General features: G+C 62.7%; 27 protein-coding genes. 16 read left to right on the plus strand and 11 right to left on the minus strand.

Annotation, left to right across the window (positions count from 1 at the left end; genetic code table 11):
- Nucleotides 1–376: 376 nt before the first annotated feature.
- From ASF72_RS16805 to ASF72_RS16815, 3 genes are all read right to left on the minus strand, one after another.
- Complete coding sequence (locus tag ASF72_RS16805; protein WP_157371046.1) at nucleotides 377–2005, minus strand: hypothetical protein; 1629 nt, start codon at nucleotides 2003–2005, stop codon at nucleotides 377–379.
- A gap of 349 nt (nucleotides 2006–2354) precedes the next feature.
- On the minus strand, nucleotides 2355–2558 hold the full coding sequence (locus ASF72_RS16810; RefSeq protein ID WP_056600758.1) for a ribbon-helix-helix domain-containing protein: 204 nt from the start codon (nucleotides 2556–2558) through the stop codon (nucleotides 2355–2357).
- Nucleotides 2559–2628: 70 nt separating this feature from the next.
- Complete coding sequence (locus ASF72_RS16815) at nucleotides 2629–2961, minus strand: winged helix-turn-helix domain-containing protein (RefSeq protein ID WP_162242814.1); 333 nt, start codon at nucleotides 2959–2961, stop codon at nucleotides 2629–2631.
- Between the two features lie 423 nt (nucleotides 2962–3384).
- On the opposite strand from ASF72_RS16815, the gene ASF72_RS16820 reads away from it, so the two are divergent.
- The 6 genes from ASF72_RS16820 to ASF72_RS16845 all read left to right on the plus strand — a co-directional run bounded on the left by ASF72_RS16820 (nucleotide 3385) and on the right by ASF72_RS16845 (nucleotide 8192).
- Complete coding sequence (locus ASF72_RS16820; protein WP_056600763.1) at nucleotides 3385–4467, plus strand: CHAP domain-containing protein; 1083 nt, start codon at nucleotides 3385–3387, stop codon at nucleotides 4465–4467.
- Complete coding sequence (locus ASF72_RS16825; protein ID WP_056600766.1) at nucleotides 4464–4976, plus strand: hypothetical protein; 513 nt, start codon at nucleotides 4464–4466, stop codon at nucleotides 4974–4976. The genes ASF72_RS16820 and ASF72_RS16825 overlap by 4 nt, the downstream gene beginning before the upstream one ends.
- 63 nt (nucleotides 4977–5039) lie before the next feature.
- Nucleotides 5040–6476 (plus strand): chromosome partitioning protein ParA, encoded by a 1437-nt coding sequence (locus ASF72_RS16830; protein ID WP_056600768.1) that lies wholly within the window; start codon nucleotides 5040–5042, stop codon nucleotides 6474–6476.
- 37 nt (nucleotides 6477–6513) lie between these two features.
- Nucleotides 6514–7122, plus strand: coding sequence for a DUF6668 family protein (locus ASF72_RS16835; RefSeq protein WP_056600770.1), 609 nt, complete (start codon nucleotides 6514–6516; stop codon nucleotides 7120–7122).
- Between the two features lie 13 nt (nucleotides 7123–7135).
- The gene (locus ASF72_RS16840) at nucleotides 7136–7405 is read left to right on the plus strand and encodes a hypothetical protein (RefSeq protein WP_056600773.1); all 270 of its coding nucleotides are present in this window, start codon (nucleotides 7136–7138) and stop codon (nucleotides 7403–7405) included.
- Between the two features lie 28 nt (nucleotides 7406–7433).
- Nucleotides 7434–8192, plus strand: coding sequence for a hypothetical protein (locus tag ASF72_RS16845; protein WP_056600775.1), 759 nt, complete (start codon nucleotides 7434–7436; stop codon nucleotides 8190–8192).
- 117 nt (nucleotides 8193–8309) lie between these two features.
- Here ASF72_RS16845 and ASF72_RS21135 read toward each other — a convergent pair whose 3' ends face one another.
- Nucleotides 8310–8573 carry a hypothetical protein gene (locus ASF72_RS21135; protein ID WP_235504760.1) on the minus strand — a complete coding sequence of 88 codons (264 nt, stop codon included), beginning with the start codon at nucleotides 8571–8573 and terminating at the stop codon, nucleotides 8310–8312.
- Between ASF72_RS21135 and ASF72_RS16850 the strand changes: the two genes are divergently transcribed.
- The 6 genes from ASF72_RS16850 to ASF72_RS16875 are packed head-to-tail and all read left to right on the plus strand — an operon-like array spanning nucleotide 8563 to nucleotide 15395.
- Nucleotides 8563–9531 (plus strand): hypothetical protein, encoded by a 969-nt coding sequence (locus ASF72_RS16850; protein WP_235504761.1) that lies wholly within the window; start codon nucleotides 8563–8565, stop codon nucleotides 9529–9531. The two genes, ASF72_RS21135 and ASF72_RS16850, sit on opposite strands and share 11 nt — an antisense overlap.
- A complete protein-coding gene (locus ASF72_RS16855) occupies nucleotides 9518–11026 on the plus strand; it encodes an SCO6880 family protein (RefSeq protein ID WP_056600779.1) in 1509 nt (502 codons plus the stop codon). The genes ASF72_RS16850 and ASF72_RS16855 overlap by 14 nt, the downstream gene beginning before the upstream one ends.
- Entirely contained in the window at nucleotides 11027–12637 is a 1611-nt protein-coding gene (locus ASF72_RS16860) for a helicase HerA domain-containing protein (RefSeq protein ID WP_056600781.1), read from the plus strand.
- Nucleotides 12634–13164, plus strand: a complete 531-nt coding sequence (locus ASF72_RS16865; protein WP_056600783.1) for a hypothetical protein — start codon at nucleotides 12634–12636, stop codon at nucleotides 13162–13164. Before ASF72_RS16860 ends, ASF72_RS16865 begins: the two co-directional genes overlap by 4 nt.
- The gene (locus tag ASF72_RS16870) at nucleotides 13161–14930 is read left to right on the plus strand and encodes a type IV secretory system conjugative DNA transfer family protein (protein WP_056600786.1); all 1770 of its coding nucleotides are present in this window, start codon (nucleotides 13161–13163) and stop codon (nucleotides 14928–14930) included. The genes ASF72_RS16865 and ASF72_RS16870 overlap by 4 nt, the downstream gene beginning before the upstream one ends.
- 12 nt (nucleotides 14931–14942) lie before the next feature.
- Nucleotides 14943–15395, plus strand: a complete 453-nt coding sequence (locus ASF72_RS16875; RefSeq protein WP_056600789.1) for a DUF4913 domain-containing protein — start codon at nucleotides 14943–14945, stop codon at nucleotides 15393–15395.
- A gap of 203 nt (nucleotides 15396–15598) precedes the next feature.
- Here the strand turns inward: ASF72_RS16875 and ASF72_RS16880 are convergent, their stop codons facing one another.
- From ASF72_RS16880 to ASF72_RS16900, 5 genes are all read right to left on the minus strand, one after another.
- Nucleotides 15599–16432 carry a DJ-1/PfpI family protein gene (locus ASF72_RS16880; RefSeq protein ID WP_162242815.1) on the minus strand — a complete coding sequence of 278 codons (834 nt, stop codon included), beginning with the start codon at nucleotides 16430–16432 and terminating at the stop codon, nucleotides 15599–15601.
- Nucleotides 16433–16506: 74 nt separating this feature from the next.
- Nucleotides 16507–17283 (minus strand): ABC transporter ATP-binding protein, encoded by a 777-nt coding sequence (locus ASF72_RS16885; protein WP_056600792.1) that lies wholly within the window; start codon nucleotides 17281–17283, stop codon nucleotides 16507–16509.
- On the minus strand, nucleotides 17280–18347 hold the full coding sequence (locus ASF72_RS16890) for a FecCD family ABC transporter permease (protein WP_056600794.1): 1068 nt from the start codon (nucleotides 18345–18347) through the stop codon (nucleotides 17280–17282). The genes ASF72_RS16885 and ASF72_RS16890 overlap by 4 nt, the downstream gene beginning before the upstream one ends.
- Nucleotides 18344–19372 (minus strand): ABC transporter substrate-binding protein, encoded by a 1029-nt coding sequence (locus tag ASF72_RS16895; RefSeq protein ID WP_056600797.1) that lies wholly within the window; start codon nucleotides 19370–19372, stop codon nucleotides 18344–18346. The genes ASF72_RS16890 and ASF72_RS16895 overlap by 4 nt, the downstream gene beginning before the upstream one ends.
- Nucleotides 19373–19722: 350 nt before the next feature.
- The gene (locus tag ASF72_RS16900) at nucleotides 19723–20658 is read right to left on the minus strand and encodes an AEC family transporter (RefSeq protein ID WP_056600799.1); all 936 of its coding nucleotides are present in this window, start codon (nucleotides 20656–20658) and stop codon (nucleotides 19723–19725) included.
- Between the two features lie 47 nt (nucleotides 20659–20705).
- Between ASF72_RS16900 and ASF72_RS20130 the strand changes: the two genes are divergently transcribed.
- The 3 genes from ASF72_RS20130 to ASF72_RS16910 all read left to right on the plus strand — a co-directional run bounded on the left by ASF72_RS20130 (nucleotide 20706) and on the right by ASF72_RS16910 (nucleotide 22696).
- Nucleotides 20706–21218 carry a CGNR zinc finger domain-containing protein gene (locus tag ASF72_RS20130; protein WP_235504762.1) on the plus strand — a complete coding sequence of 171 codons (513 nt, stop codon included), beginning with the start codon at nucleotides 20706–20708 and terminating at the stop codon, nucleotides 21216–21218.
- A 273-nt stretch (nucleotides 21219–21491) separates the two neighbouring features.
- Nucleotides 21492–21863 (plus strand): BlaI/MecI/CopY family transcriptional regulator, encoded by a 372-nt coding sequence (locus ASF72_RS16905; RefSeq protein ID WP_056600801.1) that lies wholly within the window; start codon nucleotides 21492–21494, stop codon nucleotides 21861–21863.
- Between the two features lie 14 nt (nucleotides 21864–21877).
- Nucleotides 21878–22696: a M56 family metallopeptidase gene (locus tag ASF72_RS16910; RefSeq protein ID WP_056600803.1), complete on the plus strand. Its 819-nt coding sequence runs from the start codon at nucleotides 21878–21880 to the stop codon at nucleotides 22694–22696.
- A 14-nt stretch (nucleotides 22697–22710) separates the two neighbouring features.
- On the opposite strand, the gene ASF72_RS21140 is transcribed toward ASF72_RS16910, so the two are convergent.
- Together ASF72_RS21140 and ASF72_RS16920 are read right to left on the minus strand one after the other, a co-directional pair.
- Nucleotides 22711–23625 (minus strand): copper resistance D family protein, encoded by a 915-nt coding sequence (locus ASF72_RS21140; RefSeq protein WP_235504763.1) that lies wholly within the window; start codon nucleotides 23623–23625, stop codon nucleotides 22711–22713.
- Between the two features lie 23 nt (nucleotides 23626–23648).
- Nucleotides 23649–24107 carry a DUF5134 domain-containing protein gene (locus ASF72_RS16920; RefSeq protein WP_157371050.1) on the minus strand — a complete coding sequence of 153 codons (459 nt, stop codon included), beginning with the start codon at nucleotides 24105–24107 and terminating at the stop codon, nucleotides 23649–23651.
- A 229-nt stretch (nucleotides 24108–24336) separates the two neighbouring features.
- On the opposite strand from ASF72_RS16920, the gene ASF72_RS21295 reads away from it, so the two are divergent.
- Nucleotides 24337–24531 (plus strand): heavy-metal-associated domain-containing protein, encoded by a 195-nt coding sequence (locus tag ASF72_RS21295; protein ID WP_442854172.1) that lies wholly within the window; start codon nucleotides 24337–24339, stop codon nucleotides 24529–24531.
- The last annotated feature ends 11 nt before the right edge of the window (nucleotides 24532–24542 follow it).

Here is a 24542-nt window from a genome sequence, read left to right on the forward strand (position 1 = left end):
AAATAAATCTGTCAAGATAGAAATATTTAATATGGTTCATTCCAATGACAGAAGCACTGTATTTTGCGCAGATCCGAACGCCTGGCACCGACAAGGCAACGTGTGGGATTGGTCAAGATAGGGGGAGATGCCGGGACAGCTTGGCTTGGGATTACAGGCTGCGAGATTTCTCTAGATGGGGCCCCGGGAGGTTTGGGGCGACGGCTTGCCGAGTACCAAACGCCCCGATCATCCTTCCTCTTGTTCCCTTCTAAATACATCAGGAAAGATTGATGGATGTATTAAATATTTAAATCTGTCATGACAGAAATATCTCCCATCATCGTCAGATGTTCCTTGAACATAGGCCACCCGGCGCAGAGATCGCGCCCTTCCCCTATGCTGCCCACTGGATCAACTCATCAGGAGGGACCCAGTGCTCGTCACGTTCGGCGTCGTACAGGTCTGACTCAGGTACGCGGGAGTTTGCAAAACGATCGAGATAAGCGTGCCAAGCGGCGCGTTCCCGGCGGTTGCGTGCGACGTGGGCCTGGTACTCATCCATCACACCAAGACGAACCGCAAGGGCACTCAGGTTGGTGCTCCCTGTGACGCTCCAAGCTCGACTAACCCGGTAGATCATCGCTAGGGCTTCCATGTTTGCCAGTGCGATATCTACTGCTGATCTGCTAAGCCCTGTGGTGCGGATGATTTCGGCGGTGGTAGGGGAGTGCCGGCCTCGTTCAATGGCTTCGTACACCAGTGCTGCGGGGTCGCTTAGAGCGCGGAACACCGGGCGTATGGCGTGGATTTTCCCTTTTCGCCAGGTCAATTCCCGCGCAAGCTGCTGATACTGCTCCGGAAGCTCAATCAGGTAGACATCGGCAGCTTTGTGCCTGGCATCCATAACTTTGATCAGGATGCCATCTGATGCAGCCGCGAGGCGGGGGAGAAGCCTCGCGATAGTGGCGTGGTGTTTTCCCAGGGCAACTGCGAGAGTTCGGCATCCGACGTCGACCAGGTTGGTGTTGTTGGTTCGCATGTAGCCCAGCAGGCCGCGGAGCAGCAGCCGCAGGCTGAGACCTTCGCGGCCATGAGTTTGGATCCGGTGGTCAAGAACAGCGTAAAGAACATTTTCCAGATCGTTCACGAGTTGGTGGATTGACGCTGGACTGGGCTTGATTGCCCCCCCTGTGGGTTGAGTGAGGCTTGTGTCGTTAATAAAGGCATCTTTTCCCCGCCCTTGTGCGGGTGCTTGTTTTTCGCCGGGTGTGCTGCTGGTGAAGGCTTGGGCGTTGGCCCATTCCTTGGGCAGCAGGCGGCCCTGTTTGCTCCCGTACAGTGCGGCGAGGCCGGGGAACTGCCCAGTGAGCTCCCCGGTGACCTGGGCAAGGGTCCACCCGCAGGCGGCCAGGTGATTCAGGACCGCCATGCGGGCCTCTGAAGCACTGGCGTAGCGTGCGGTGTCGTAGAGCCCTGTACGTGCTGTGCGACGCAGCGGGGACTCGCTGCCGGCCCCGGGCAGCGGCATGCGTGTCAGCTGTGGCCGCGGGGACGCTGCAGCCTTGGCCTGGCGGTCCTTCTCAATCCTGTTGCGGCGCAGCTCTGGGGCCAACACAACACGCAAGGCGGCGACGGTGGCGGGAGTGTTGCGGCGGCGCAACACGTCATAAGCCTGGGACAGGGGAGTGATCAGGGTTTGGTGGCCACCGGACTTATGCGCGGATCCTGGAACACGGATACACCCGTCAGTGAGGTTCTGGTGCGGACTCGGGTCAAGGCTCGTCGCGACCCGGCCCAGGGCTTCAACAAGCTCGCGGGCCTCGGAGTGGCTGAGGCGTTCCTGCAACGGCACATACAAGTGCCGGCCACCGCTGGGGGAGAAGTCCTCCACGAAGACCACCCCGGCGTCGCCCAGAAGCGTCCTAAGCAGGGCCGCGTCCGAATCCACCACACCTTTGAGGGCTTTGGAGGTATCCAGGTCCAGGCAGAGCGTGGCTACGGACCCGTCAGTGCCGTGGAGCATCACCGCAGCCGGCCGATCCGGGACCGTCCTGGTGATCTTCGGGGCAGTGGTGGGGCGGGGGTATTGGAAACGCTGCCCGATCCACCGACCCATCCGGTAGGTAGGTTGTCCTGCGATCAGAGGCGCCAGCACCCACGCGGCCGCCGGATCCGGCAAAGTGCCGACACTCACGGGCGCGTCCGTTGACGCGGAATCTGCGTGCGGTACGATAGAGCTATTCCTTCCTCGGGAGGTACAACAAAATCCACCCACTGGGTGGGTGTTGATAAAAGTTCAGATCGTGTCCCGCCAAGAACGAGATCTGAACGTATTCTTAGACGAAGGCCCGCCTAGTGCGGGCCTTCAACTTTTAACTGGCCAAAGCGATAGGCAGAGCCTCCTGGCCGTCGGTATGGCTTAAGTCAATGGTCTTTAAGTAGTTGCCGACGAGGGCAGCAACAAGATCGTTCTTGCTCCTGCCCGTCATATCTGTGAAGGCCTTCAGCTTCTCGGCGTCGGCTACGGGCAAGCGAACGGTGATGTTTCTGCGATCGCCCTTGAACGGCTGCGGCATGTCGTTTCACTCCCTCAACTTGTAGACACTCACCATAGAACCTGAAACAGGTTCAATTAAGTGGGAGCCGCTAGGGCGTGTCGCGCCCCTGTATATAAGCGGAGTTTTTTTCAACAGCGTCTTTCAGCATCCCCGGTTTCAGCGCGAACAGTACATGGTGCCCTTGCCGCGGCGGCTGGATGCTAGCCACTACGGCTCCTAGCTCTTCAAGCTGGTCCAGGTGTCGCTGAACTGTTTGATAGCGGGTGCCGATCGCTGTCGCCATCTCACCAGATGTCGCGCCTTGTGGGTGTTGAGTGAGATACCGCAATATCGCGACTCTCAATGCAGGGATGCCCAAAATTTCCGTCATGACTGCAATGTCTTGCGGCATGGGCGATGAGGGACTGACATAGCGCGGCATCCTCCTATTTTGTCTTACCGCTTTCCTTCTTCCACTGTAATGCATTAAATGCATTACAGTGGAAGAAGGAATCGATGCAGCTCGATTCGGTGATGTGACAAGCGCATTAACAGAGAAGTGTGCAAGATAGCGGGTTGGTCCTTACCGCGAACGGTATGTGGCCGTCTGGAGGTAGAAGTTCGTGTCTGAGGGGGACAGGATGACAGTTTTGCCGTTTGCAACAACTTGGCCAGTGCTAGTCCTCGACAGCCCGAACGTCGCGTGCCTGGTGACCGGCCACCCAACAGGGTCGTGCTTCCACGACCATCGCTCTGGGATCGCGGTCCGTGTTCGTAACCCCGGCTTAGCGCTTCGTGTGCAGGCTGCTGGCCCGTTGTGGCTCAGGGATTCCTGGTATCGCCGCTATCTGAAGACCAGGTCCCGATGAAGCCGAATAAGAGCTTGGCTGTTGGCGCGATGGTCGCTGTACCGGCATTGTTTTTCGGCCTGATTTTTTCGATGCTTCTTCTACTGGCGCCGGCTAAGACTGCTGCGGCGGATTGCGGCCCTGCCATCTCTGTGGCAATTAGCCCCGATACCAAAGTCGAGGGATACAGCACTGAGCAGCTGCAGAATGCTGCCGCGATCATGGGTGCCGGGAAGGCCCTGGATCTTTCGGTGAAGGGTCAGATGATCAGCGTGATGGTCTCCCTGGGGGAATCCGGTCTGCGGGTCCTGGACTACGGTGACGGTCCGGGCCCGGATTCGCGGGGGTTGTTCCAGCAGCGCGATAACGGTGCGTGGGGTTCCTACGCGGACCGCATGGACCCGGCCATCAGTGCCACGAACTTCATCAAGGCCCTGCAGAAGGTCGAGGGCTGGGAACTGCTCGAGCCGACGATTGCCGGTAACAGGGTCCAGCGGAACGCGGACCCGTATCACTACGCCAAGTACTGGCCCGAGGCCATCAAGCTCGTCCAGGGACTTTCGAATGAGAAGTTTGACCTGTCCGGCAGCGACTGCGCCATTCCTGGGCAGTCCGGGGCCGGGGACGACTACCCCTACAAGGACTCACCGACCTGGCTGCAGGCAGGCGCCGGGGCGGCCGCAACTTCCCCGATGGGAATGTTTTACCGCGAATGCGTGGACTTCGCCCTATGGCGGGTCAACCAGCAGATGGGTTCCACCGCTGAACCGTTCAAGTACCTCAACGGCAACTTCCGCCCTGACGGGCAAGGCCTGGGCTCGGCCCTGACGTGGAAGGCCGGCTGGGACGCCAAGGGCTGGCCCACTGGGGGAACGCCCCGGGTGGGTGCCGTTGTTTGGTACGCGCCCGGGGCCGGGGGAGCGGACCCGACGTTCGGGCACGTCGCGGTGGTCAAGGAAGTCAAGGACGACGGGACTTATCTCGAAGAGGGCTACAACGGCAACCCGCCCCCGGATGACCACAACTACTACACCCGCACCGTGTCCAACGGTGTCCCGTCAGCTTTCCTGTATCTGCCGACCCAAGAGGAGAAGAAGTGAAAAAGCCCCTGGCCCTGATCATCACAGCCCTGCTGTGTGCCGGGTGCGCCCCGGCCGCAAACACCACCCCAGCGACCCCGGAACCCACCACGGCAACCCCGTCGGCCCCGGTGTCACTGAGTGTCAGCAGTGGCCCGCAGGCCCCCGGCGGGACCGTGCCGGCAACGATCGGCCTGAGCTGGGACGCAGAGAGCAAGGACGCCGCCGTGGAGGTGGCCGGTAAGGCCATGGCGGACTTCGCCCGCCCGGGCATGGAGGAAAAGCAGTGGGCCAATGACCTTGCCCGCTGGCTCACCGCCCAGGCCACAGCCGACTACTCGGCCGTGGATCCTGCGAACATCCCGGCCAGCGCCGTCACCGGGAAAGCCACCTTGAGCGTCGATGAAGCCAACGGCTACGGCGTTATCGCCAAGGTCCCCACGAACGCCGGGACCTACACCCTCCAGCTGCTCCGCACCGGCCAGGACGCCCCCTGGAAGGTCAACCGACTCACCCCACCCAGCGCCTGACCAGGCCCCTGCACTTCTTCTCCACCCACCCCACAGAAACACAGACACTAAGGATGAGGTTCCATGAGCACCACACCAGAGGTTCTGGCCTTCCCCAACATCAAGGCCATCATCAGCGCCAACGGCACAGCCGAGGTGATCGTCGCCGGGAACTCCCGCGTCGTCCCGGAAGGAACGTCCCTGCAGGAGCTGCGCGATAACGCCCTCGCCCTGGTCCTCACGGAAGCAAAGACACTCCAGCGGGCCGTGCGGGTCAGTATCGAAGACCCCGAAGGCCAGGGGGAACTCATCGTTCACCCGGACAGCCGGGTCGAGTCCGTCTCCTACGACACCAAACCCACCCGCCGCAGGGCAGAAGCACCCACCACCCCGGAAACGGCAGCGCCGGCTGTGATCAGGACAGTCCCCACCGCCGCGCCCGCCCCCGTCCGGGCACCGGAACAGCCGACCGTCAGGAAACCGGTGAGCCCGCGTCCGGCAGCAGTTCAGGTGCCGGCGGCCGCCACTGTCGATGCCGCCCCGGCAGCGGCGGAGGCTCCGGCGACGCGGCGGAGTTTGAAGGACACCTCGTTCCTGGTCAGCGCCCCGGTCCTGGAACCGGCCACGCAGGGCTGGCGCGGTTCCCTGACCCGGTTGGGCTTCCGGATGGATCCTTCCCCGGAAGAACTCGCCGAACGTGAAGATATCCGCACGGTCAGCCAGCACTGGCCCGGCCCGCGAACCATCGCGGTGGTTAACCGCAAGGGCGGGGCGAATAAGACCCCGACCGTGGTGATGCTCTCGGCGATCCTTGCCCGCTACAGCGGCGCGGCCACCGTCGCCTGGGATAACAACGAGTCCCAGGGAACCCTGGGCTGGCGGACCGAGAAAGGTGCCCATGACCGCAGTGTCCTGGACCTGATCGATTCCTCCACCGAGCTGCTTTCCCCGTCCACGAACGCGGCCGAAATCGCCAAGTTCGTACACCACCAAACCGCCGACAAATTCGATGTGCTGCGTTCGGATGAGAACGAAGAAGGCGACCATGAAGTCACCGCTGAGGAAGTGGACATCGCCCACCAGGTCCTCACCCGCTACTACCGGCTCGTGGTCATGGACTCCGGTAACACCGCCCGGGCAGCGAACTGGCGCCGGATGATCGACCACACCAACCAGCTCGTCGTCCCCGTCACCGCGATCGAGGACCGCGCCGAAGCTGCACGGCTGACCCTGCAGACCCTCGAATCCCGTGGTGGCCACGACGCCGAACTGGCCCGCAACGCCGTGGTGATCGTCTCCGAATCCACCGACGCCAAACGCAGCATGAGCGGCGACGCCCTCAAACGCGCCAAAGCCGAAGCCCAAAGAATCGCCGACGGCTTCGAACCCTTCGTCCGGGCCGTCGTCCGGATCCCCTACGACCCCGCCCTGGTCAACGGACCCATCCGCTATGAAGCCCTCCAGCCCGCAACCCAACGGGCCTGGCTGGCAGCCGCAGCCGCGGTCGCCAACGGCTTCTAACCCCACTCAACTCACGTTCTGAAAGGAGGAAAACACGATGTCACTGTCCCTGAACCCCTGGATCACCAAACCCGCCACCGGGACCGAACCCACTGAGGACACGCTAATCGTGGATGCGCCGCCGGCTCCGGTGATCAGTGCCCCGCTCCGGGGCATGGTTGAACCCGATACCGCTGACCGCCTGGGCCAGGCCACCATGACCGGCACCGCAGCGCTGTGGGTCCTCGGGACCCACGGCGGGGCCGGGGAAACCCGGCTCGCTGACCTGCTCGACGGAGCCCGGGCCACCGGCCATCACTGGCCCCTCACCGGTACCGGCCCGGCACCGAAGGTGCTGCTGGTCTGCCGGGCAGACATGCGCGGGCTGACCTCCGCCCAGGCAGCCCTCACCCAATGGGCCTCCGGAGCCGCCCCGGACGTGGAGCTGCTCGGCCTCGCCGTCCTGGCCGACGCCCCGGGCAAAACCCCCAAACCCTTACGGGACTTCGCGGCGATCATCGGCGGCGGGGCACCCCGGCTCTGGACCCTGCCCTGGGTCGAGTCCTGGCGGCACGCCGCTACGGTCACACCGCCGGCAGCCCGTGAATACCAACGCTTCATCACCGATCTGGCCGCCTTGGCCACCACACCCGGCACCACCCACTGAAAGGTCTCTCACCATGAACAACTTCGTAACCATCGCCACGTCCGTGATCCCCAACCCGACCCCCGTCGTTCCCCCCGAAGCACGCGGCCTGCTCACCGTCCTGAACTGGGCCTCCGGTATCGGCCTGGTCCTGGGCGTGCTGGGCATCATCATCGTCGGCATCGGCATGGTCATCCAGCTCCAGCGCGGCGAAGGCGCCCAAGCCATCGGCAAACTCGGCTGGGTCCTGCTCGGCTGCATCATCATCACCGGCGCCGCCGGCATCGTCCGCGCCTTCGTCTAAACCACACCACAAACGGGAAGGTTCAGCCATGAGCCAATCAACAGAGAGCACCAACGAGACCAACCCCTTCACCAAACCGGGGTACATCATCGCGGCAGCACTGGTGGTCGCCCTCATCGCCGCAACCATCGTCATCTTCCTCGTCATCCCCGACGGCAGCGAAGAAGGAACACCACAACCAGCGCCCTCCAGCACCTCGACCGCGGTTGCCACAAGCACCGCGGCCGCCACAGGCAAAAGCATCTGCGGACTCCCAACGTCCACGGATAAAGCCCTCGGATCCGCACCCAAAACCAACTGGGACCTTGTCGGGAAAATGGCTACCCCCACAGACCCAGAAGTACACGGCCCGGGACGGACTGATGACGACGGATTCCGGTCCTGCTTCGCGCAGACTCCAACAGGTGCCCTTTACGCGGCCGCCAATTTGATCGCAATGGGATCATCTGCCGACCGTGCCGTGAACATCAAACTCACGGACAAAATGCTCCTGCCTGGGCCAGGCAGGGACGCCGCAATGGAAGACTCACGCTCCAGGCCGGCGACCGAAGCACCCTCCGCCACCACGGTGCAGTTCCGCGGCTTCATCATCAAGAACTACTCACCAACATCCGCAAACGTGGACCTGGCCTTTCAGACCAACAAAGGCCTCTACGGACACGCAGTCCTTCCACTGAAATGGAGTGACGGCGACTGGAAAGCTGAGATCGCAGATTCAGGTGAGCTGATCAATGACATCGTGCAGATCAGTGACCTGAGCGGCTTCATACCTTGGTCCGGAGCCTAAAGTGGCCGACAAGGAATGCGGACTTATTGACGTCTCGTGCCAAGCAGGCGGCTGGCTGTCCGGTTTAGCCGACGATGCCATGGGAAACATGGCGAAAGCCATCCTCGAGGGTATGAGTCAGATGGTGACGACTCTCTCGACGTTCTGGGTCGATATGCCGACGGTGAACCTTGCCAGTGCGGACGGGACGACGGCGAGTCCGGTCGTTTCGATGGTGAACAGTGAGCTGGTGCCGTGGACTTTGGCGCTGGCTGTGTTGGCGGTCATTGTCGGCGGGATCAGGATGATCTGGGAGCAGCGCGGAGCGCCGCTGAAGGACTTGCTGCGGTCTTTGATGACACTGACCCTGGTGTCAGGGATCGGGTTGGGGGTGATCTCCATCCTCGTGATCGCTGCGGATGCGTTCTCGGCGGCGATCATCAACCGCTCAACCGACGGCAAAGGCTTCGCCGAGGCAATGAACGTTCTGGTCATGACGAACCAGACCGGGATCGGCGTTTTCGTCCTCATCGTCCTGGGCCTGGTTGGTTTGATCGCCTCGTTGGTGCAGATCGTGTTGATGGTGGTCCGCAGCGGCATGCTCGTGATCCTTGCCGGGATCCTTCCCACGACGGCGGCGTTCACGAACACGGAGATGGGCCGGCAGTGGTTCCAGAAAGCGGTCGGCTGGACCATCGCCTTCATCCTCTACAAGCCCGCGGCCGCGATCGTGTATTCGGTGGCGTTCCTGCTGATGGGCAACACCCAAGGCAAGGACGCACTCATCGGCTCGATCACCGGGTTCACCCTCATGATCGTGGCGCTCTTCGCGTTACCGGCGCTGATGCGGTTCGTGACCCCCATGGTCGGCGCTGTCGCTTCCGGCGGTGGAGCAGGGGCCGGGGCAGCTGTCGGAGCCATGGCCACCGGTGCTGTGTCCATGGGACGCGGCGGCAGCGGCCGCGGTAACGCGTCCCCAACCCCGGCAAGCTCCACCAACACGTCCAACACCTCCACATCGGCCGGACCCGGCGGTGGTTCCCCGAAGGGAAGCTCCGGCTCGACCGGCCCACGCGGCGGGGGAGGGGCACCAGTTCCCGGCGCTACAGGCCCGGGCGGTGCAGCGGGAATGACGACAGCCGGCAAGGCAGGAATGGCCGGCGCCGGGGCAGGCGCCCCCGCAGCTGCAGGGGCAGCGTCCGGTTCGGGCGCGGCTGCCGGGGCTGCTGGCGGCCCGGCAGGAATGGCCGTCTCCACGGGTGTCCGGGTGGCGTCAAAGACAACACAGGCAATAGAAAAGACCGCGCAGGATTCAACCGGCCAATCAGAACCAACGGAGGGCCCCAGTGGCAGCAATTAGCACCGATTACAAAGAACCGTCCTACGGGAACTGGCGTGTGCCGCGTTCGGCCGGGTTGGGGAACCTCGGCGCGATCGGCACCGGCATTGTCATGGTCGGGTTGCTGCTGGGCATCATCAGCTTCGCGATCTGGGGCCTGTTCCCCGGCCTGGGTGTCCTGGCTGTCGCCGCCGGCGCGGCGTTGTTGCTGACGGTCAAGGACAAGCACGGCCAGTCCATCGTGGACCGGGCCGGAACCCGCCTGGCGTTCCGAGTGTCGAAGTCCGCGGGCACGAACCTGTACCGGTCCGGGCCGCTCGGTGTGACCGAGTGGGGCATGTACCAGCTCCCGGGCCTGGCAGCGAAGTCCACCCTGTATGAGTTCACCGACTCCTACAAACGGCCCTTTGCGATGCTTCACGTCCCGTCCACCAGCCACTTCACGGTGATCTTCTCCACCGAACCCGACGGGGCTTCTCTGGTCGATCCTGAACAGGTGGATGCGTGGGTGGCGAACTGGGGCGGCTGGCTCGCCGGCCTCGCTGATGAAGCAGGCCTCGATGCTGCTGCGGTGACCGTCGAGACTGCCCCGGATTCGGGGTACCGGCTCCGGAACGAAGTGCTGATGAACATCGACCCCGACGCCCCGGATTTCGCCAAGGAGATGTTGGCCGAAGTCGTCACCACCTATCCGGAAGGTTCCGCGACGGTTAGGGCTTGGGTGTCTTTGACGTTCAGTTCCGCGATCCGCTCGGGCGCGAAGAAACGGACCCCCGAGGAAGTTGCCCGGGATCTGGCCTCGCGTATTCCGGGCCTGTCGGCCCGGCTGCAGGCTACCGGTGCCGGGATTGCCCGGCCCATGCCGGCCCAGGAACTCTGCGAAGTCGTCCGCGTCGCCTATGACCCGCCGGCTGCCCTGATCATTGATGAGGCCCATGCGGCCGGGTCCCCGGTGTCCCTGACCTGGGGCGAAGTCGGCCCCACCGCGACCCAGGCCAGCTGGGACGAATACCGACACGATTCCGCGTTCTCCGCGTCATGGACGATGACCGGCGCCCCGCGGGGATCAGTGAACTCCTCAGTCCTGTCCCGGCTCCTCGCCCCGCACGGAGACATTGACCGTAAACGCATCTCCCTGCTGTACCGTCCGATGGACTCGGCCCGGGCCGCAGCTGTGGTTGAACGGGACCAGAACAACGCGAACGTCCGCATCACCTCCGGAACCCGGCCCTCCGCACGTGCCCTGGTCGATGCCCGCTCCGCGGTCCAGACAGCGCAGGAAGAAGCCAAAGGCGCCGGGCTGGTGAACTTCGGCATGGTCGTTACCGCCACCGTCACCGACCGTGCACGCCTTGATGATGCTGTGGCGGCTGTGGAACAGACCTCCGGGACCGCCCGGGTTCTGCTCCGCCGCGCCTACGGGTCCCAGGACACCGCGTTCGCCGCGTCCCTGCCCCTGGGTTTGGTGTTGCCCAAACACTCGATGGTGCCCACCGAGATTAAGGACGCCCTCTAAATGGCCCGCATGAAGCTCTTCCCCCGCACCACCAAGAAAACCCTCACTGCACCGGCCACCGGGTCGAAGTCACAGGTCCGGACGGATGCGGCGAAGCCGGCCAAGGTCACCGGTCCCGGTTCCCGTGGGTGGACCGGCCGGGGCGGTGGGATGGCAGCGCTCGTGCCCTCGGTGAAGGAATACCGGGGAACCACGGTCCAGGTCTGCGGGCTGTGGCCGTTCTCCGCCGGGGCCTCCTCGCCCATGATTGGTGTGCCGTTGGGCAGGCATGAGGAAACCCAGGCCACCGTCTGCTGTGACCCGATCAGCTGGTTCCAGCGCGCCCGCCTGATTTCGAACCCGTCAGCGTTCATCCTCGGCAAACCCGGTCTCGGAAAATCGACTGTGGTCAGGCGCATGTTCATCGGTCTCTCCGGCCAGGGCGTGCACCCCCTGATCCTGGGGGATTTGAAAGGCGAACACGTCAAAGCCGTCCGCGCCCTCGGCGGGCAGGTCATCCGCCTCGGCCGCGGCGTCGGATACCTGAACATCCTTGATCCCGGCCAGGCCGTCGAAGCCGCCCAACTTCTCGAAGAGAGCGGTCACCACGAAGACGCTGCCCGGGTCCGGGCCGACGCGCACGGCCGGCGCCTGACCATGGTCGTCTCCCTGATCACGATCAGCCGGAACAATCCGCCCACAGACCAGGAACAAACCATCCTGGACCGGGCCCTGCGCGTCCTCGATGACCGCTTCACAGGTGTGCCCGTCCTCAAAGACCTCCTGGACGTGATCGTCTCGGCCCCGGACGAACTCCGCCAGGTGGCCCTCGACCGCGGAGACATCAGCATCTACCAGCAGGAAACCCGGGCCCTCGAAGCAACCCTCCTGGGACTCACCGGGGGTGGGAAGCTCGGGGAAATCTTCTCCCGCCACACCACCGAACCCATGAAACGGGACCGGGCCGTCGTCTTTGACGTCTCGAACATTGATGAGACCGAAACGGACCTGCAGGCCGCGGTGCTCCTCGCGTGCTGGTCCTACGGCTTCGGTACCGTCAACGTCGCCAACGCCCTCGCCGACGCGAACCTGGAACCGCGCCGGAACTACTTCGTCGTCCTGGACGAACTCTGGCGGGCACTGCGGGCCGGTAAAGGCATGGTGGACCGGGTGGACGCACTGACCCGGCTCAACCGTTCCGTTGGTGTTGGGCAGATCATGATCTCCCACACCATGTCCGACCTGCTCGCCCTTCCGGCCGAAGAGGACCGGATGAAAGCCCGCGGCTTCGTTGAACGCTCCGGCATGGTCATCTGCGGCGGCCTGCCGGCCTCGGAAATGCCGCTGCTGACCTCGGCCATCCCGCTCTCCCGGCAGGAACAGCAAAAGCTCATCTCCTGGCAGGACCCGCCCGCGTGGGACTCCCGCGGCGTGGACGTCGAACCCCCGGGCCGGGGGAAGTTCCTCATCAAAGTCGGCGGCCGCCCCGGGATCCCCGTCCAGGTCGGACTGACCTCCCTGGAAAAGGGACCGGACGGTGTCAACGACACCGACGGCAAATGGCACCAGACACCCGAACCCGTTCTCGACCCTCTTGCCCCGGCGGTACCCACCCAGGAAGGCACATCATGAGAGCCCCGAACCCGTCCAGGTGGTTTTATCGCTTCAGTATCCTGACGCTGTTCTCCGCCGCCGTTGCACTGAGCATTCTCGTCAACATCATCGGGGATCCGAAAAATTCCGGGGGACACTCCGGCTGGTTCATCGGCTGGGGTATTTTCGGGATTCTTTCAGCCATCGTGTCCGTTGCAGTCTTCCTCGCAACGAAGCATGACAACCCCACCATCACCCTGACCAGGAACGGTATTTCACTGCTCGGAGTCGCAGGTTCAGCGCTGGCCTTCAATTTCCCGGCGTCATGGCTCACCGGCATCGGTTGGGTGCCACTGTGGAGCACAGCAATCGGCTGGGTACTGATATCCATCACACTGCTCTCGCTCGAACCAATCTGGAAGATCGACGCCAAAACCGCCAATGGGATTGCCGACCTGGAACTGGAGATCCTCAAGCTGCAAGAAGAAGTACAAAACAGGAAAACCACTCTCGGGCAGGGAAGCCTTCGCACGAAAAGCCGCAAGGCTAAAGGTGGCAAGAAATGAGTGCACCGAACCGCAAAGGGATGGGCGCCGGAGACGCGATCCTCGTCTGGCTGGCCGTCGGCGCGATCGTCGTGTTCGGCGGCGGGACCTACGCCTCCCTTCACCTTGGTGCCTGGTTGGCGGGTGCAGCTGCGCCGCCTTCGCACCCGGTGGACCTGGTCGCCGGTCTCATCAAGGGCAAGATCACCTGGCCTGTCCAGGCCACCATCGTCGCGGCCGTCATAGCCGGGCTGGCCCTCGCCCTGGCTGTCGTGGTGCTGCTGGCCTGGCGGAAAGGTGCGTCCAAACGCGCCCGGGTCGACAAAGCAGCCCGCTACCTCGGGAAGGGCAAAGCCCTCACCGCGTTCTCGGAAAAGGGTGCCCAGGCCACCGCTGACCGCCTCGGCGTCACCGGCACACCTGGCATTGTCGTGGGCCGTGTCGTGGCCACGGGGCAGAAGTTCATTCAGTCCTGGGAGGACCTGTCTCTCGACATCTGGGGACCCAGGACGGGTAAGTCCACCTCGAGAGTGATGCCGGCGATCCTGGACGCACCAGGTGCGGTCGTCTCGACCTCGAACAAACGCGACGTCGTTGACGGCACCCGCGGCGTCCGGGAAACCATTGCCCCGGTGTGGGTGTTCGATCCGCAGAAGATCGCCCAGGAAGAACCCCACTGGTGGTGGAACCCGCTCTCCTACGTCACCGACGAAGAGAAAGCCTACAAACTCACCCAACACTTCTCCACCGGATCCAGGGTCCCCGGCTCCAAACCGGATGCGTACTTCGACCCGAAAGCCGAGGACATTCTCTCCTCCTACTTCCTCGCTGCCGCGCTCGGGGAGCTGCCCATCACCCAGGTGTATCTGTGGGTGACGGAACAGGTCAGCCAACAACCCATCGAAATCCTCCGCGAACACGACTACGAGCTGCAGTACAAAGGCCTCGAGTCAACGCTGAAGCTGGCTGATAAGCAGCGGGACGGGATCTTCGGCACGGCCGAGAAGATGATCCAGTGCCTGAAATCCCGGAACACGCTCCGCTGGGTCGCCCCCACCGGTGGAACAACGGTGGCCACCGATGCCCGCCGGCAGTTCAACCCGCACGAGTTCGCCCCCTCCCAGGAGACGATCTACGTCCTCTCCAAGGAAGGGGCCGGCTCCGCAGCACCACTGACCACCGCCCTGACCGTGGCCATCGCCGAGGCCATGGAGGAACGCGCCGAACGCAGCGGCGGGCGGCTCCCCAAACCCGCTCTGTTCGCCCTCGATGAGTTGGCAAACGTCGTCCGCTGGGCAGGCCTGCCGGACCAGTTCAGCCACTACGGTTCCAAGGGCCTGATCGTCATGGGCATCCTGCAGTCCTGGTCCCAGGGCGTCGAACTCTGGGGCGAGGCGAACATGCGGAAAATCTGGTCAGCTGCGAACGTGAAGGTCTACGGCGGGGGAGTCGCCGAAGAAGGCTTCCTCCGCGCACTCTCGGACCTTGTCGGGGACTACAGCTACACCAACGTCTCCGTCTCCTCCGGGAAATCCGGGTCCTCCCGCTCACGCCAGGAAGGCAAGGAACGGATCTTCGACGTCTCCAACCTCGCCGAGCTGGACCGCGGCCGCGCCGTCGTCCTCGCCTCCGGCGCACCCGCCACCCTCGTCCGCACCATGCCCTGGTACACCGGCAACCACAAAGAAGTTGTGGAAGCATCCATCAAGAAATACAGCCCCCGTCCCGAGAAACCAGCTGTAGCCGTCCACAATGAGCCGGCGCTCAACCCCTGGGTCTCAAAGTAGGGAAGTGGCGACATGACTAATGACATTGGGCTCTTCAATGACGCCCCCACAGCAGCCCCTGATGTTGCTGCCCCGGCAGAAAAGCAGGGTGAGGAAAAGCCTCCTGAACTGGTCTACGGATCAGCCGAGGAATTCCTTCTCGAACAGCTGCTGCCCACCTATGTCCGCGACGTCGACGGCCGCTCCTTCAAATGGTGCATCGAATGGTATTTCCACCCGGAAGCAGTCTCCCGCGTAGAGGCGCTGTGGCGAGCCTGGGAACACCTCAGACTTGACGGAGCCACCGGCATCAGCGTCTGGTTCAAAGACCACGCAGACCACCACATGGCAGTACTCATGGATCCTCGGGGCCCCTTCTATAAATGCGACATGCAAAAACACCGCGACCCCGAACACCTCGAACCAAACAAGGCTCCAGCGGGTTGGTTCCCCAACGTTCGGGCATTGCCTGCCGGGATGAAGTGACCGTTCGGGCTTGTTTTGGCGGATTTGGCCTGCCGGCGACGCGTAAGCGCAAGCCGTCGCCTGGTTCTTTCGCATGCCGTTGGTGCACTTCTTACAGTGGCCTTGCGCCTAAATTCTTTGGGCCAGTTATCCGTCGAGGGCCAGCAAGTCGGCGCGTAGATTGGCCTGAGAGTTAGTGGAGCGGGATGGGCCCTGTTGGCTGATCAGTTTACGGGAGCGCGCAATTCCTCTTCCAGGGGTGCAAGGAAATTGCGGGAAAGGTTCGTAAGTGCTGCGCCGGCCTTCTCGGGGGTGCCTGTGTCGTAGGGAGGTTTGGGGGCGTATTCGGCGCCCAGTACGGCGAAGCGTGCCAGGTCCTCCCCGCAGAGGTATGAGACGAGCCTGATGCCCAGATCCATTCCTGCTGTGACGCCGGCGGCGGTCAGCCGGTTGCCGTCCTCGACGATGCGTTCGTTGACTTCAATCGCCCCGTAGCCGGTGAGCAGATGCCGGACGGACCAGTGCGAGGTCGCGCGGTGCCCGTGCAGCAATCCTGCGGCAGCGAGTGCGATCGAGCCGGAGCATACGCTGGTTACGTAGGTGGCTTCTTTGCCCAAACGTTTCAGCTCTGTCATGGCCTGGTTGTCGCGAAGCAGGATTCCGGTGTCACCGCCGGGGACCAGCAGTACCTCAGGTGCGGTGAAGGTGTCACTGATAGTCGATGTAGGCATGAGCGTGACGCCATTGCCGCTGGGTACCGGCTCATCGCTGGGGCCGGTGGACACGAATTCCACTGTCGCACCTGTCGCCGCGAGGAAGTGAAAGGGGCCAGCGACATCAAGCAGCTCGAAGCCAGGATGCAGAACGATCAGGACAGTTTTATCGATCGCGAAACGAACACCGGGTAGCGCGGCGAGGGCTTCGTGGGCGGAGATGGAACGATTGATCGCGTCCCGTTTGGCGGGGTCATCGCCGGTCACGGAGAACAAAGTACTCGCTGACGGGTTCTGTCCGGATGAATGGCCCGGAAGGGTAGCGGTGAGGTCGGAGTTATTCATGGGCGTTGTTTCTTCCTTTTGCGGGAGGTGCGGACTTGTTGTGGGCATTGGGTTGGCGCCGGCTGCTGCGCGGGTTATCTGTCGGCGTAGACGAGGTGCAGGCGGCCGGTGAGTGGGTTGATGAGTGTGTCGGCGCGTACGCCGAACACCTGGTGCAGCATCTGCGGGGTCAAGACCTCGTCCGGAGTGCCGGAGGAGACGACGCGCCCGCGCTCAAGCATGACGATCTCATCGCAGTAGGACGCCGCGAGGTTCAAGTCGTGCAGGGTTACGAGTGTGGTGATCTTGAGCTCGCGGATGAGGGAGAGGAGTTCGAGTTGGTATCGGATATCGAGGTGATTGGTCGGCTCGTCGAGAACCAGTATTTGGGGTTCCTGGGCCAAGGCCCGGGCGAGCTGCACGCGCTGGAGTTCACCGCCGGAGAGGGAACTGACATCCCGGTCAGCGAATTGCGTGATGCCAGCGATTGACATGGCGTGTTCCACAGCCTGGCGATCTTCGGTGCGGTTGGAGCTGAGGATTCTTCCGTGGGGGAGCCGACCGGTCGCGACGCAGTCGGCGACACTGAGCTCAAGATCGGCTGGGCTGTCCTGCACTACCGCGGCGGTGATGCGCGCAGCGTCCCGCGCCGCCATGGACCACACATCGCGGTCTGCGGTGAGTACCTGCCCCTCCGATGGGCGCAGCATCCGGTAGATCGTGCGCAGGAGCGTCGATTTCCCGCTGCCGTTCGGGCCGATAAGGCCGACGACGTTTGCGTGCGCGTGCATTGCGGCTTGGTCGATGATGCGCCGGCCCGCTATGTCGACGCTGACACCCTCAATGCGTAATGAGGCTTGCTTCGTCCTCATCGTTCTCTCCGATCTGCTCGTCGGAGCAGCCAGAGGAAGAATGGGGCCCCGACGACGGCGGTGAGCAGACCTACCGGCACTTCGGTGGGTGCCAAGAGCAGCCTCGCACCAATGTCCACGATCACCAGGAGCAGCCCCCCTGCCAGTGCCGAGGCGGGAAGGACCCAGCGGTGGTTGGAGCCGATCAGCATACGCACAGCGTGAGGCACGACGAGCCCGACGAATCCGATGGCGCCGGACACGGCAACGACGACTCCGACAAGCAGCGAGGTGAGGACAAATAAGCCCAGACGGACCCGGCCAACATCGACTCCCAGGCTCGCTGCCGTCTCGTCTCCTGTCAGGAAGGCGTTGAGGAAAGGAGCGAGTAGGACAAGCAGCGTTGTCACCACAATCAAAACAAGAGCGGGCGCTCCCAGGTCGCTCCAGGTCGCCGCCGCGAGACTGCCTGCAAGCCAGGACAGCACCTGCCCGATACCTTGGTTGGTGCCGCTGGACCGCAGGACAAGATAGCTCGTGATGGAGCTGAGTAGGTAGGACATTGCGACCCCTGCCAGGACCAGCCTGTTGGGTGTGACCCGCCCGCTTTGCTGCGCGAGCACGAAGACCAGAACCGTGGTGATCAGAGCCCCGCCAAAGGCTGCGACCGGGGTCGAGACCGTCGCAAACACCCCTGTCGTGAGAGTGAGAACGGCGACGGCTGCAACGGACGCACCGGAGGAGACCCCGAACACGAACGGGTCAGCCAGAGGATTGCGCACAACGGCCTGAAGCACTGTCCCTGACACGGCGAGTGCGGCTCCCACAACGAAGCCGAGCAGCGCACGGGGCAGGCGGAATTCCCACACGATCTGGTCATCAAGACCCGTGACTCGACCGTCGCCCCACGGCAGCAGCCGTCCGCCGATCACTTCCAGGACCCTGCCCGGTGAGATCCCGACGCTCCCGACAGCCACCGAGAGCACCAATGCTGCAACGCAAGCGAGAAGAAGAAGACTGATCGCCGCGTACGGACTCCGAGGAGCCCTGAAATTAGGGCGCGCCGGAGCGGGCGCGTCGGTCATGAGGTGGGAACCGGAAGATCCAGGCCAGGGTGAAGTGCGTTGGCGATCTTTGTCAGCCCCACCATGACCGAGATTGAAGAGTCGGTCTCCTGCGTTGGCACCTCGTGGATCCGGCCGTTCCTAACAGCCGGAAGATCGGCGAAGTTCTCCTCGAGAAACGCCTTCTGCGCCGCGAAATCCTGCCCTGGGAACGTCCCTACCAGTACAACGTCGGCACCCGATGCAGCGAATTCCTCCTTACTGACGTAGATGGAGTCCGAAGGAAAGACGTTTTCGCCGCCCGCCGTGGTGATCAGGTCGTCGTAGATTCCACCCGCGAGGACAATAACGGGGCCTGTTCCGCCGTTGAAGTAGGCCGTTTTCACCGTCGTCTCACCCTCGACTGCGGAAACGACTTTTTCCCTCTCGGCGTCAAGGCCTGCGATGACTTCCTCGGCCTTCGCCGGGACATCGAAGATGGTTCCATAGTCGCGGAGGGTCTGAGTGACGGAATCGATGTTCCACTTTTCAGTGCTCTGGGCATCTGTTGAAGCGCAGAGATTCGCTCCGTAGACCGTCGCGCCGGTCTGTTCAAGCTGCTCGACCGAGGCATACCCTTGCGAAGCGTCAAACGCGTACCCGTCGAGTACCTGACCAGTTACAAAGTCTGGCTGTTCGCTGAGGAGCACTTCCTTCGACGGGAATCCCATCTGACTTCCGATGGACCTCAGCCCCACCGCCGCCTCGGCCACCGATGCGGGGTACGGCGCGTAAGATTCCTGCACCGCAAGGATTCGATCGCGCAGACCGAGAGCCAGAAGTGCCTCCGTGTTCGACTGCCACAGGCTTACGACCCGCTCGGGCTTGGAATCCACAACGATCTCACGATCGCAGTTCTCCAGCGTCGCCGGGTAACCGCCCGCCTTCGAGCCGCCGGTGGATTCTGCCGGAGCCGGAGCGTTGCTCACGGCACATCCGGCGCTCAGGAGCAGGAGCGCGGCGGCAGTTCCGATGCTGGTTGCGAAGCGGCGGACGTTGGGTCGCATGGGACTCCTTCAATGGGGGAATGCGGTTAACTCTACATGTAGTAGAGATAGTAGCTGTTGCATTGACCTGGTTCCGCCACTTTGAAGGCCGATAGCGTGCGCATCTCTTTTTCGGCGGGGCCAGTTACCGAACGAGGAGTACGGAAAAATATGGGAGCGGGCCTAAAACCTCGGTACACGCCGGCGATGACGTCTCTTTCGACGTGTTGTTCAGCGACGGCAGCGATAGTGCCTTCTCAGCCCCAGGCGAAGACCTTGCAGGCGACAATGAAATCCATTCAGGCGTTGACGCGGCCACTGACCCGGGCCGGGGAAGTCGCTCCTGAGACCGGATGGGACCGGTGCTTTCTTCAAGCGTTGCCAACGAAAACGTCCAGGATCTTGAGCGTCAGGGGCAGTGTGGCCATAGCGAGGATGGTTTGTGTTCCGGTAATGGAAGCCATGAGTCTGGTGTCTCCACCCATTTTTGACGCCAGCACGTAGGCCGATGGGGCGGTGGGGACAGCGCAGATCAACACGATGCTGGTTAGGGTTGCGCCGGTCGCACCCAGCGGGATCGCCAGGGAGGCTGCAGCGACGGGAAGGATGATGAGTTTGAGGGTGGTCGCCACGCCGATGTCCAGGATGTCCCGTTTATGGAATCTCAGGTGCAGCGCGGCGCCAGCAGTCAGTGTTCCACAAGCCAGTGCCGGGCCGGCAAACATGGTGAGCGTTGAGGCAACGAAGGCAGGTAAGGGAACGGCGAGAAGATTCACGATCAGCCCCAGGGCGCAGGCCTGTATCAGGGGATTTTTCATCAGTTCACGCCAGATGGGGTCTTTCGGGCCCTTCGTCTCGTTCTCTCCGTACGCTGCAAGGACGCTTACGCAGATGATGTTGACCAGAGGCACCACTACGGCGCTGGCCAAAGCAAACGTGGCTACTCCTTCACTCCCGTGCAGCGCGTGTGCAAATATCAGGCCGATGTAGGTGTTTATGCGGACTGCGCCCTGCACCAGCGAGGTGAGTTGAGGTCCGTTTACCCGCAGAGGGCGCCGAAGGGAGAGGACGAGGCCGGAGACAAGGAGGATCGGCGCGGCGAGGCTGAGCAGCAACGGCCCGATCGGAACGGCGGCCAGATCCGTGCCTGCGATGGATGTGATGAAAAGTGCCGGCGTAAATATTCGGTAACACATCCATTCCAACCCCCGCCAAAAACCTGGTTCTTTCAAGTAACGGCGCCGAAGTAGGGTGCCCAATCCAAGGATGAGAACAATGGGGACGATTGCTGTAGTTACGAGGTTCACGTCCGAAACTATGGTGCAATGGTTTAGTGCAGTTCAACCATGACAATATGACTGGCCCCCTGCTTGCTGTGGATCTCGTAAATCTCGCTGCAGGGACGTGGACCGTCGAGGCTGCCGAGGAGATCCTGCGAAAGCATCAGATCCGCCGACCCGCGGTGGCCAGCTCCACGTCGCAGTCGTTGCGGGACTGGGCCGTCCGTTTGCGGTCCGCTTTTGAGGCCGCCGACATCGGGGACAGATGCCGGGCGATCAACGGGCTGCTTGATGCAGGAGCAACGCGGCCATATCTGAGCACGCACGACCAGTTGCGTCCACATTTGCACTTCGCAGCCGATGACGATGACCTCCTTGCACGGGTCAAGGCGGTGACCGCCGGAGGGCTGGCCGTCTTTGCTGTTGAGTCCATTGGGGGCAGGCTGGGCACCTGCGCCCGTGATCGATGCGTCATTGCCTTCGTGGACACCAGCCGCAACGGTCTGCGGTCCTATTGTTCCGCCAGATGCGGAAACAACGATGCAGTACAGCGGCATCGCAAGGGGCTGGTTCGAGTTGAAGGATGACCCCCGGAGTGCGCTGCAGAACCATTCGGTTCTGGCGCCACGCGTCTCTCGGTGGGATATCCAACGGCGAAAGGGCATTGCTGACAGCGCCGAAAGGACCAGACGAAGTACGCGCTGCCTTCAAAGGATTTGAAGGCAGGCACTTGGTTGGCGCTTGTGCAGAACTTGACGGTGGCAAGAGAAAACCACTGGTTAGAGTCGAGGCAGCAACGACCCAGTGCCACCGGGTGACACCGCCGGGTACCGTAGGATACTGATCAATAGGAGGTGTCCATGGCCAGCATTCGCATTCGAGCCAGGGGTGAGCTTGAGGCAGAGGTCATGCGGCTACTCTGGGCTGAAAGCCAGCCTGTGGGGGCGAGCGAACTCGCGCAGAAGTTTCCTGAGCCGCAGCCTGCCTACACTACCCTTATGACAGCTTTGTCCCGGCTGGAGCGGAAGGGCCGCGTCGTCAGGTCTGGGGATTCGCCGCGGAAAATTCGGTTCAGCCCCTCCCGTTCCGATGAGGAGTACGCCAGCGAAACAATGATGACGGCCTTGGGTGGTGCTGGTGACAGGCGGGCTGCGCTGCTTGCCTTCGCCGGGAATCTTAACGACGAGGACCTGGATCTCCTTCGGGCGAATTTCGGAAAAGGACCTGAGTAGGCCGGAGGTATTTCATGCTGCTGACCGCGTTGGCCTGCGTGGCCTGTGCTGCCCTAATAGCGTATTTCGCCCCGTCGCTCATGACCGTAGGAAGGTGGCAGCTCCTTCATCCGAGGACGGCTTTGGCGGCCTGGTTCGGTGCGTTTTTTCTCGGGATGGCCCTTTGCGTCGCTGCCTTGATGCTCAGTGTTGGTGGTGCCGTTTCAGCCTCTGTCTCCACGCCGGTCCTCGACGCGATTCTGTTGACGCTGGGCGGGTGGGTGAGTCTTGCTCTTTTTGGTGCGCTTGCGTTCTTTGTGGTGTCGTCGGCCGCGCCGGTGGTGGCTTCGGAGCGGATGAGTAGCGCGACTTTGGCTTCCGTCGCTACCAGCCGGGAGGAGTTCGCCGGCTATACGCTGGTCCGTTTCGATTCATCCGATGAAATCGCCTACGCCGTCCCGGGAAGGCGTCCGGCAATTTTTCTCTCATCGGCCATGGAACGTGCGCTGACCCCACCGCAGCTACTTGCTGTGGTGGCGCATGAGTATGCGCACCTGCGACAGCATCATGGATTTGCGGTCCTGGTTGCGAAAATCAACGCTGCCTGTCTGCCGGGATTGAACCAAGGCAGGTCGCTGAACAGGGCCACAACACTGCTTGTCGAGCTCGCCGCCGATGACGCCGCTGCGCGGCAAGTGGGCGCTGTTTTTCTCGCAAATGCCCTGGTCACCCTGGCCCGGAATTCGGGGGACCAGTCGATGCAGCTCCGCGCTGACCGGCTTGCTGGAAAGCAATGGCCCCGTCGCCGCGGGATCGGCCGACACGATACGGAACGAAAGCTCCTGGCGAGATAGTCCTGGGTCAGGTTTCAGTGGGTATGACCGGGGCCGGTGCCGGTCAGTACAGCGGTAATTGCCACCACCACCAGCAACAGCAGCAACTCGTATGCCAGGGTCCGGCGCAGCGTCGACCATTCGGCGCCGGAGAATGCCGCCAGATGGCGTAGGAGACACGTCCGGTTCCAGAGAGCGACTGTTACCGCGGCAAGTACAAGGCCCACTTTTATCAGCAGCATCCGTCCATAGCTGCCGGACAGAAGCTGAGCAGGTTCGTCAAGGATCAGAACGGCCATGGATGCCCCTGAAGCCGCCAGCAGCACGACGCTCACCAGGGCGAATCCAGAGAACCTGATGACCACGGCTGCCAGTTTGCGGGCGTCTGCGGGGGTGGCTGGAAGTCTACCCAGCAGGAGCAGCAGCCCGAGCAGGCCGCCCAGCCAGAGCGCTGCCACGGCCAGATGCGTCAGGTCTGCCGCGAAGATCAGCCACGCGGGCTGTTGGCTGCGGGTATGTCCCGAGAGGACCGGGATACCCAGGCAGGCCAGCACCACGGGAGGCAGGAAGAACCTGCCCCACCGTGCGACTTCCGCGGCCCGCATAAGCAATAATGCTGTCGGTGCCGCCACAAGAAGGACCATGGCTGCCTGGACCGAAGGCGGATACAGGTAGGGGCCCCAGCCGCTGATATCCCAGACTGCGGAAAATGGTCGGCCGGCGATCCGAAGTGCCGTGAACGGCACCAGCAACAGTGTGGCCGCCGTTCCGACCAGAAGAAACACGGACGGGACACCACGCACGACCGTTTTGCGGCGCTGGTCAGCCGGGACAATCCAACGTTCAAAAACCATGAGTCCTGCAAACGCGATGAGCCCGACGTACTGGCACCCCGTAAGCCAGTCCACGGTTGCGTTGACGGTGGGGTCTTCGGTCGGGAAATCCTGCACAACCCGCTCCAAGGCCGTTCCGATCAGTGAGCGAGCATCAACCAACACATCACCGCCATTCCGGTGTGCATGGCAGTTCCGGTCAGTTCCGTCGTGGCACCCGTACCAGCGCTAGGCGGAAGGACGTAATCTGCGAAGGAGACGACAGCGGCTACTGCAAGGATCACCGTAAGGATCAAGCCGATCACCAAGGTCCCACCCGTAACGGAGGTGTGGTGCACCCCGTCGCTGGCAGGCATGCCAGCAATCATCCACATCATGGCCGTCATCATGAACAGGTGGGCTAAGTCGTGCCACAACAGCGACAATCGGGTTGCATCCCGCCGCAGGTCCTTGACAAGGCAAGCTGTGCACCAGAACGCGCCGGCAAGGAAGAGGGCCATTTGGGGGCTCTTGGGCCAGAGGTTCCACCACGGCCAACACATGGCGATCATGGCCAGACTCATCGTGACATGAAGTGCGCCGTCAACAACGACCCGCATACCCCGGCCGTTCAGACGCGCCAAAGATGCTGCAGCTGTGGCAGCGAAAAGGGCTGAGAGTAGCCACTGCCACGTTGGGTCCTGGATCAATCGATTGTTCTCCTGCCGGTCTCGAAATCTAATCTACAACATGTAGAACACCGTCTCTACATGTTGTAGACTTAAGGTCGGATCGGCGAGCGATGAGGAGCATTGGCCCATGGAACAGATGGAAATCCGAGTTGACGGAATGACGTGCTCGCATTGTGAAAAAGCAGTCGCGGACGGGCTCTCACAGGTTCCGGGGATCGGGGAGATCACGGCCGATGCCGCTTCCGGCCGCGTCGGATTCCGCCTGCTCGGGCCGGTTCAGCGTCAGGACATTGAGGATGTCCTCACGGAAGCCGGGTTCACCTTGGGTGTCTGGCCGGACCGGAATCCGTGACACCAGCACCG

The sequence above is a fragment of the Arthrobacter sp. Leaf141 genome (assembly GCF_001424565.1).
GTDB lineage: Bacteria > Actinomycetota > Actinomycetes > Actinomycetales > Micrococcaceae > Arthrobacter.

Excerpts from the sequence above, each read along its gene's own strand:
- ASF72_RS16865 (WP_056600783.1), top strand. The coding sequence starts at position 12,634 with ATGAGAGCCCCGAACCCGTCCAGGTGGTTTTATCGCTTCAGTATCCTG.
- ASF72_RS16895 (WP_056600797.1), bottom strand. The coding sequence starts at position 19,372 with ATGCGACCCAACGTCCGCCGCTTCGCAACCAGCATCGGAACTGCCGCC.
- ASF72_RS16910 (WP_056600803.1), top strand. The coding sequence starts at position 21,878 with ATGCTGCTGACCGCGTTGGCCTGCGTGGCCTGTGCTGCCCTAATAGCG.
- ASF72_RS16835 (WP_056600770.1), top strand. The coding sequence starts at position 6,514 with ATGTCACTGTCCCTGAACCCCTGGATCACCAAACCCGCCACCGGGACC.
- ASF72_RS16810 (WP_056600758.1), bottom strand. The coding sequence starts at position 2,558 with ATGCCGCAGCCGTTCAAGGGCGATCGCAGAAACATCACCGTTCGCTTG.
- ASF72_RS16840 (WP_056600773.1), top strand. The coding sequence starts at position 7,136 with ATGAACAACTTCGTAACCATCGCCACGTCCGTGATCCCCAACCCGACC.
- ASF72_RS16920 (WP_157371050.1), bottom strand. The coding sequence starts at position 24,107 with ATGCGGGTCGTTGTTGACGGCGCACTTCATGTCACGATGAGTCTGGCC.
- ASF72_RS16815 (WP_162242814.1), bottom strand. The coding sequence starts at position 2,961 with ATGCCGCGCTATGTCAGTCCCTCATCGCCCATGCCGCAAGACATTGCA.
- ASF72_RS16880 (WP_162242815.1), bottom strand. The coding sequence starts at position 16,432 with ATGAATAACTCCGACCTCACCGCTACCCTTCCGGGCCATTCATCCGGA.
- ASF72_RS20130 (WP_235504762.1), top strand. The coding sequence starts at position 20,706 with ATGACTGGCCCCCTGCTTGCTGTGGATCTCGTAAATCTCGCTGCAGGG.
- ASF72_RS16885 (WP_056600792.1), bottom strand. The coding sequence starts at position 17,283 with ATGAGGACGAAGCAAGCCTCATTACGCATTGAGGGTGTCAGCGTCGAC.
- ASF72_RS21295 (WP_442854172.1), top strand. The coding sequence starts at position 24,337 with ATGACGTGCTCGCATTGTGAAAAAGCAGTCGCGGACGGGCTCTCACAG.
- ASF72_RS16875 (WP_056600789.1), top strand. The coding sequence starts at position 14,943 with ATGACTAATGACATTGGGCTCTTCAATGACGCCCCCACAGCAGCCCCT.
- ASF72_RS16830 (WP_056600768.1), top strand. The coding sequence starts at position 5,040 with ATGAGCACCACACCAGAGGTTCTGGCCTTCCCCAACATCAAGGCCATC.
- ASF72_RS16890 (WP_056600794.1), bottom strand. The coding sequence starts at position 18,347 with ATGACCGACGCGCCCGCTCCGGCGCGCCCTAATTTCAGGGCTCCTCGG.
- ASF72_RS21135 (WP_235504760.1), bottom strand. The coding sequence starts at position 8,573 with ATGGAGATCACCCCCAACCCGATCCCTGACACCAGGGTCAGTGTCATC.
- ASF72_RS16845 (WP_056600775.1), top strand. The coding sequence starts at position 7,434 with ATGAGCCAATCAACAGAGAGCACCAACGAGACCAACCCCTTCACCAAA.
- ASF72_RS16860 (WP_056600781.1), top strand. The coding sequence starts at position 11,027 with ATGGCCCGCATGAAGCTCTTCCCCCGCACCACCAAGAAAACCCTCACT.
- ASF72_RS16820 (WP_056600763.1), top strand. The coding sequence starts at position 3,385 with ATGAAGCCGAATAAGAGCTTGGCTGTTGGCGCGATGGTCGCTGTACCG.
- ASF72_RS16870 (WP_056600786.1), top strand. The coding sequence starts at position 13,161 with ATGAGTGCACCGAACCGCAAAGGGATGGGCGCCGGAGACGCGATCCTC.
- ASF72_RS16805 (WP_157371046.1), bottom strand. The coding sequence starts at position 2,005 with ATGCTCCACGGCACTGACGGGTCCGTAGCCACGCTCTGCCTGGACCTG.
- ASF72_RS16905 (WP_056600801.1), top strand. The coding sequence starts at position 21,492 with ATGGCCAGCATTCGCATTCGAGCCAGGGGTGAGCTTGAGGCAGAGGTC.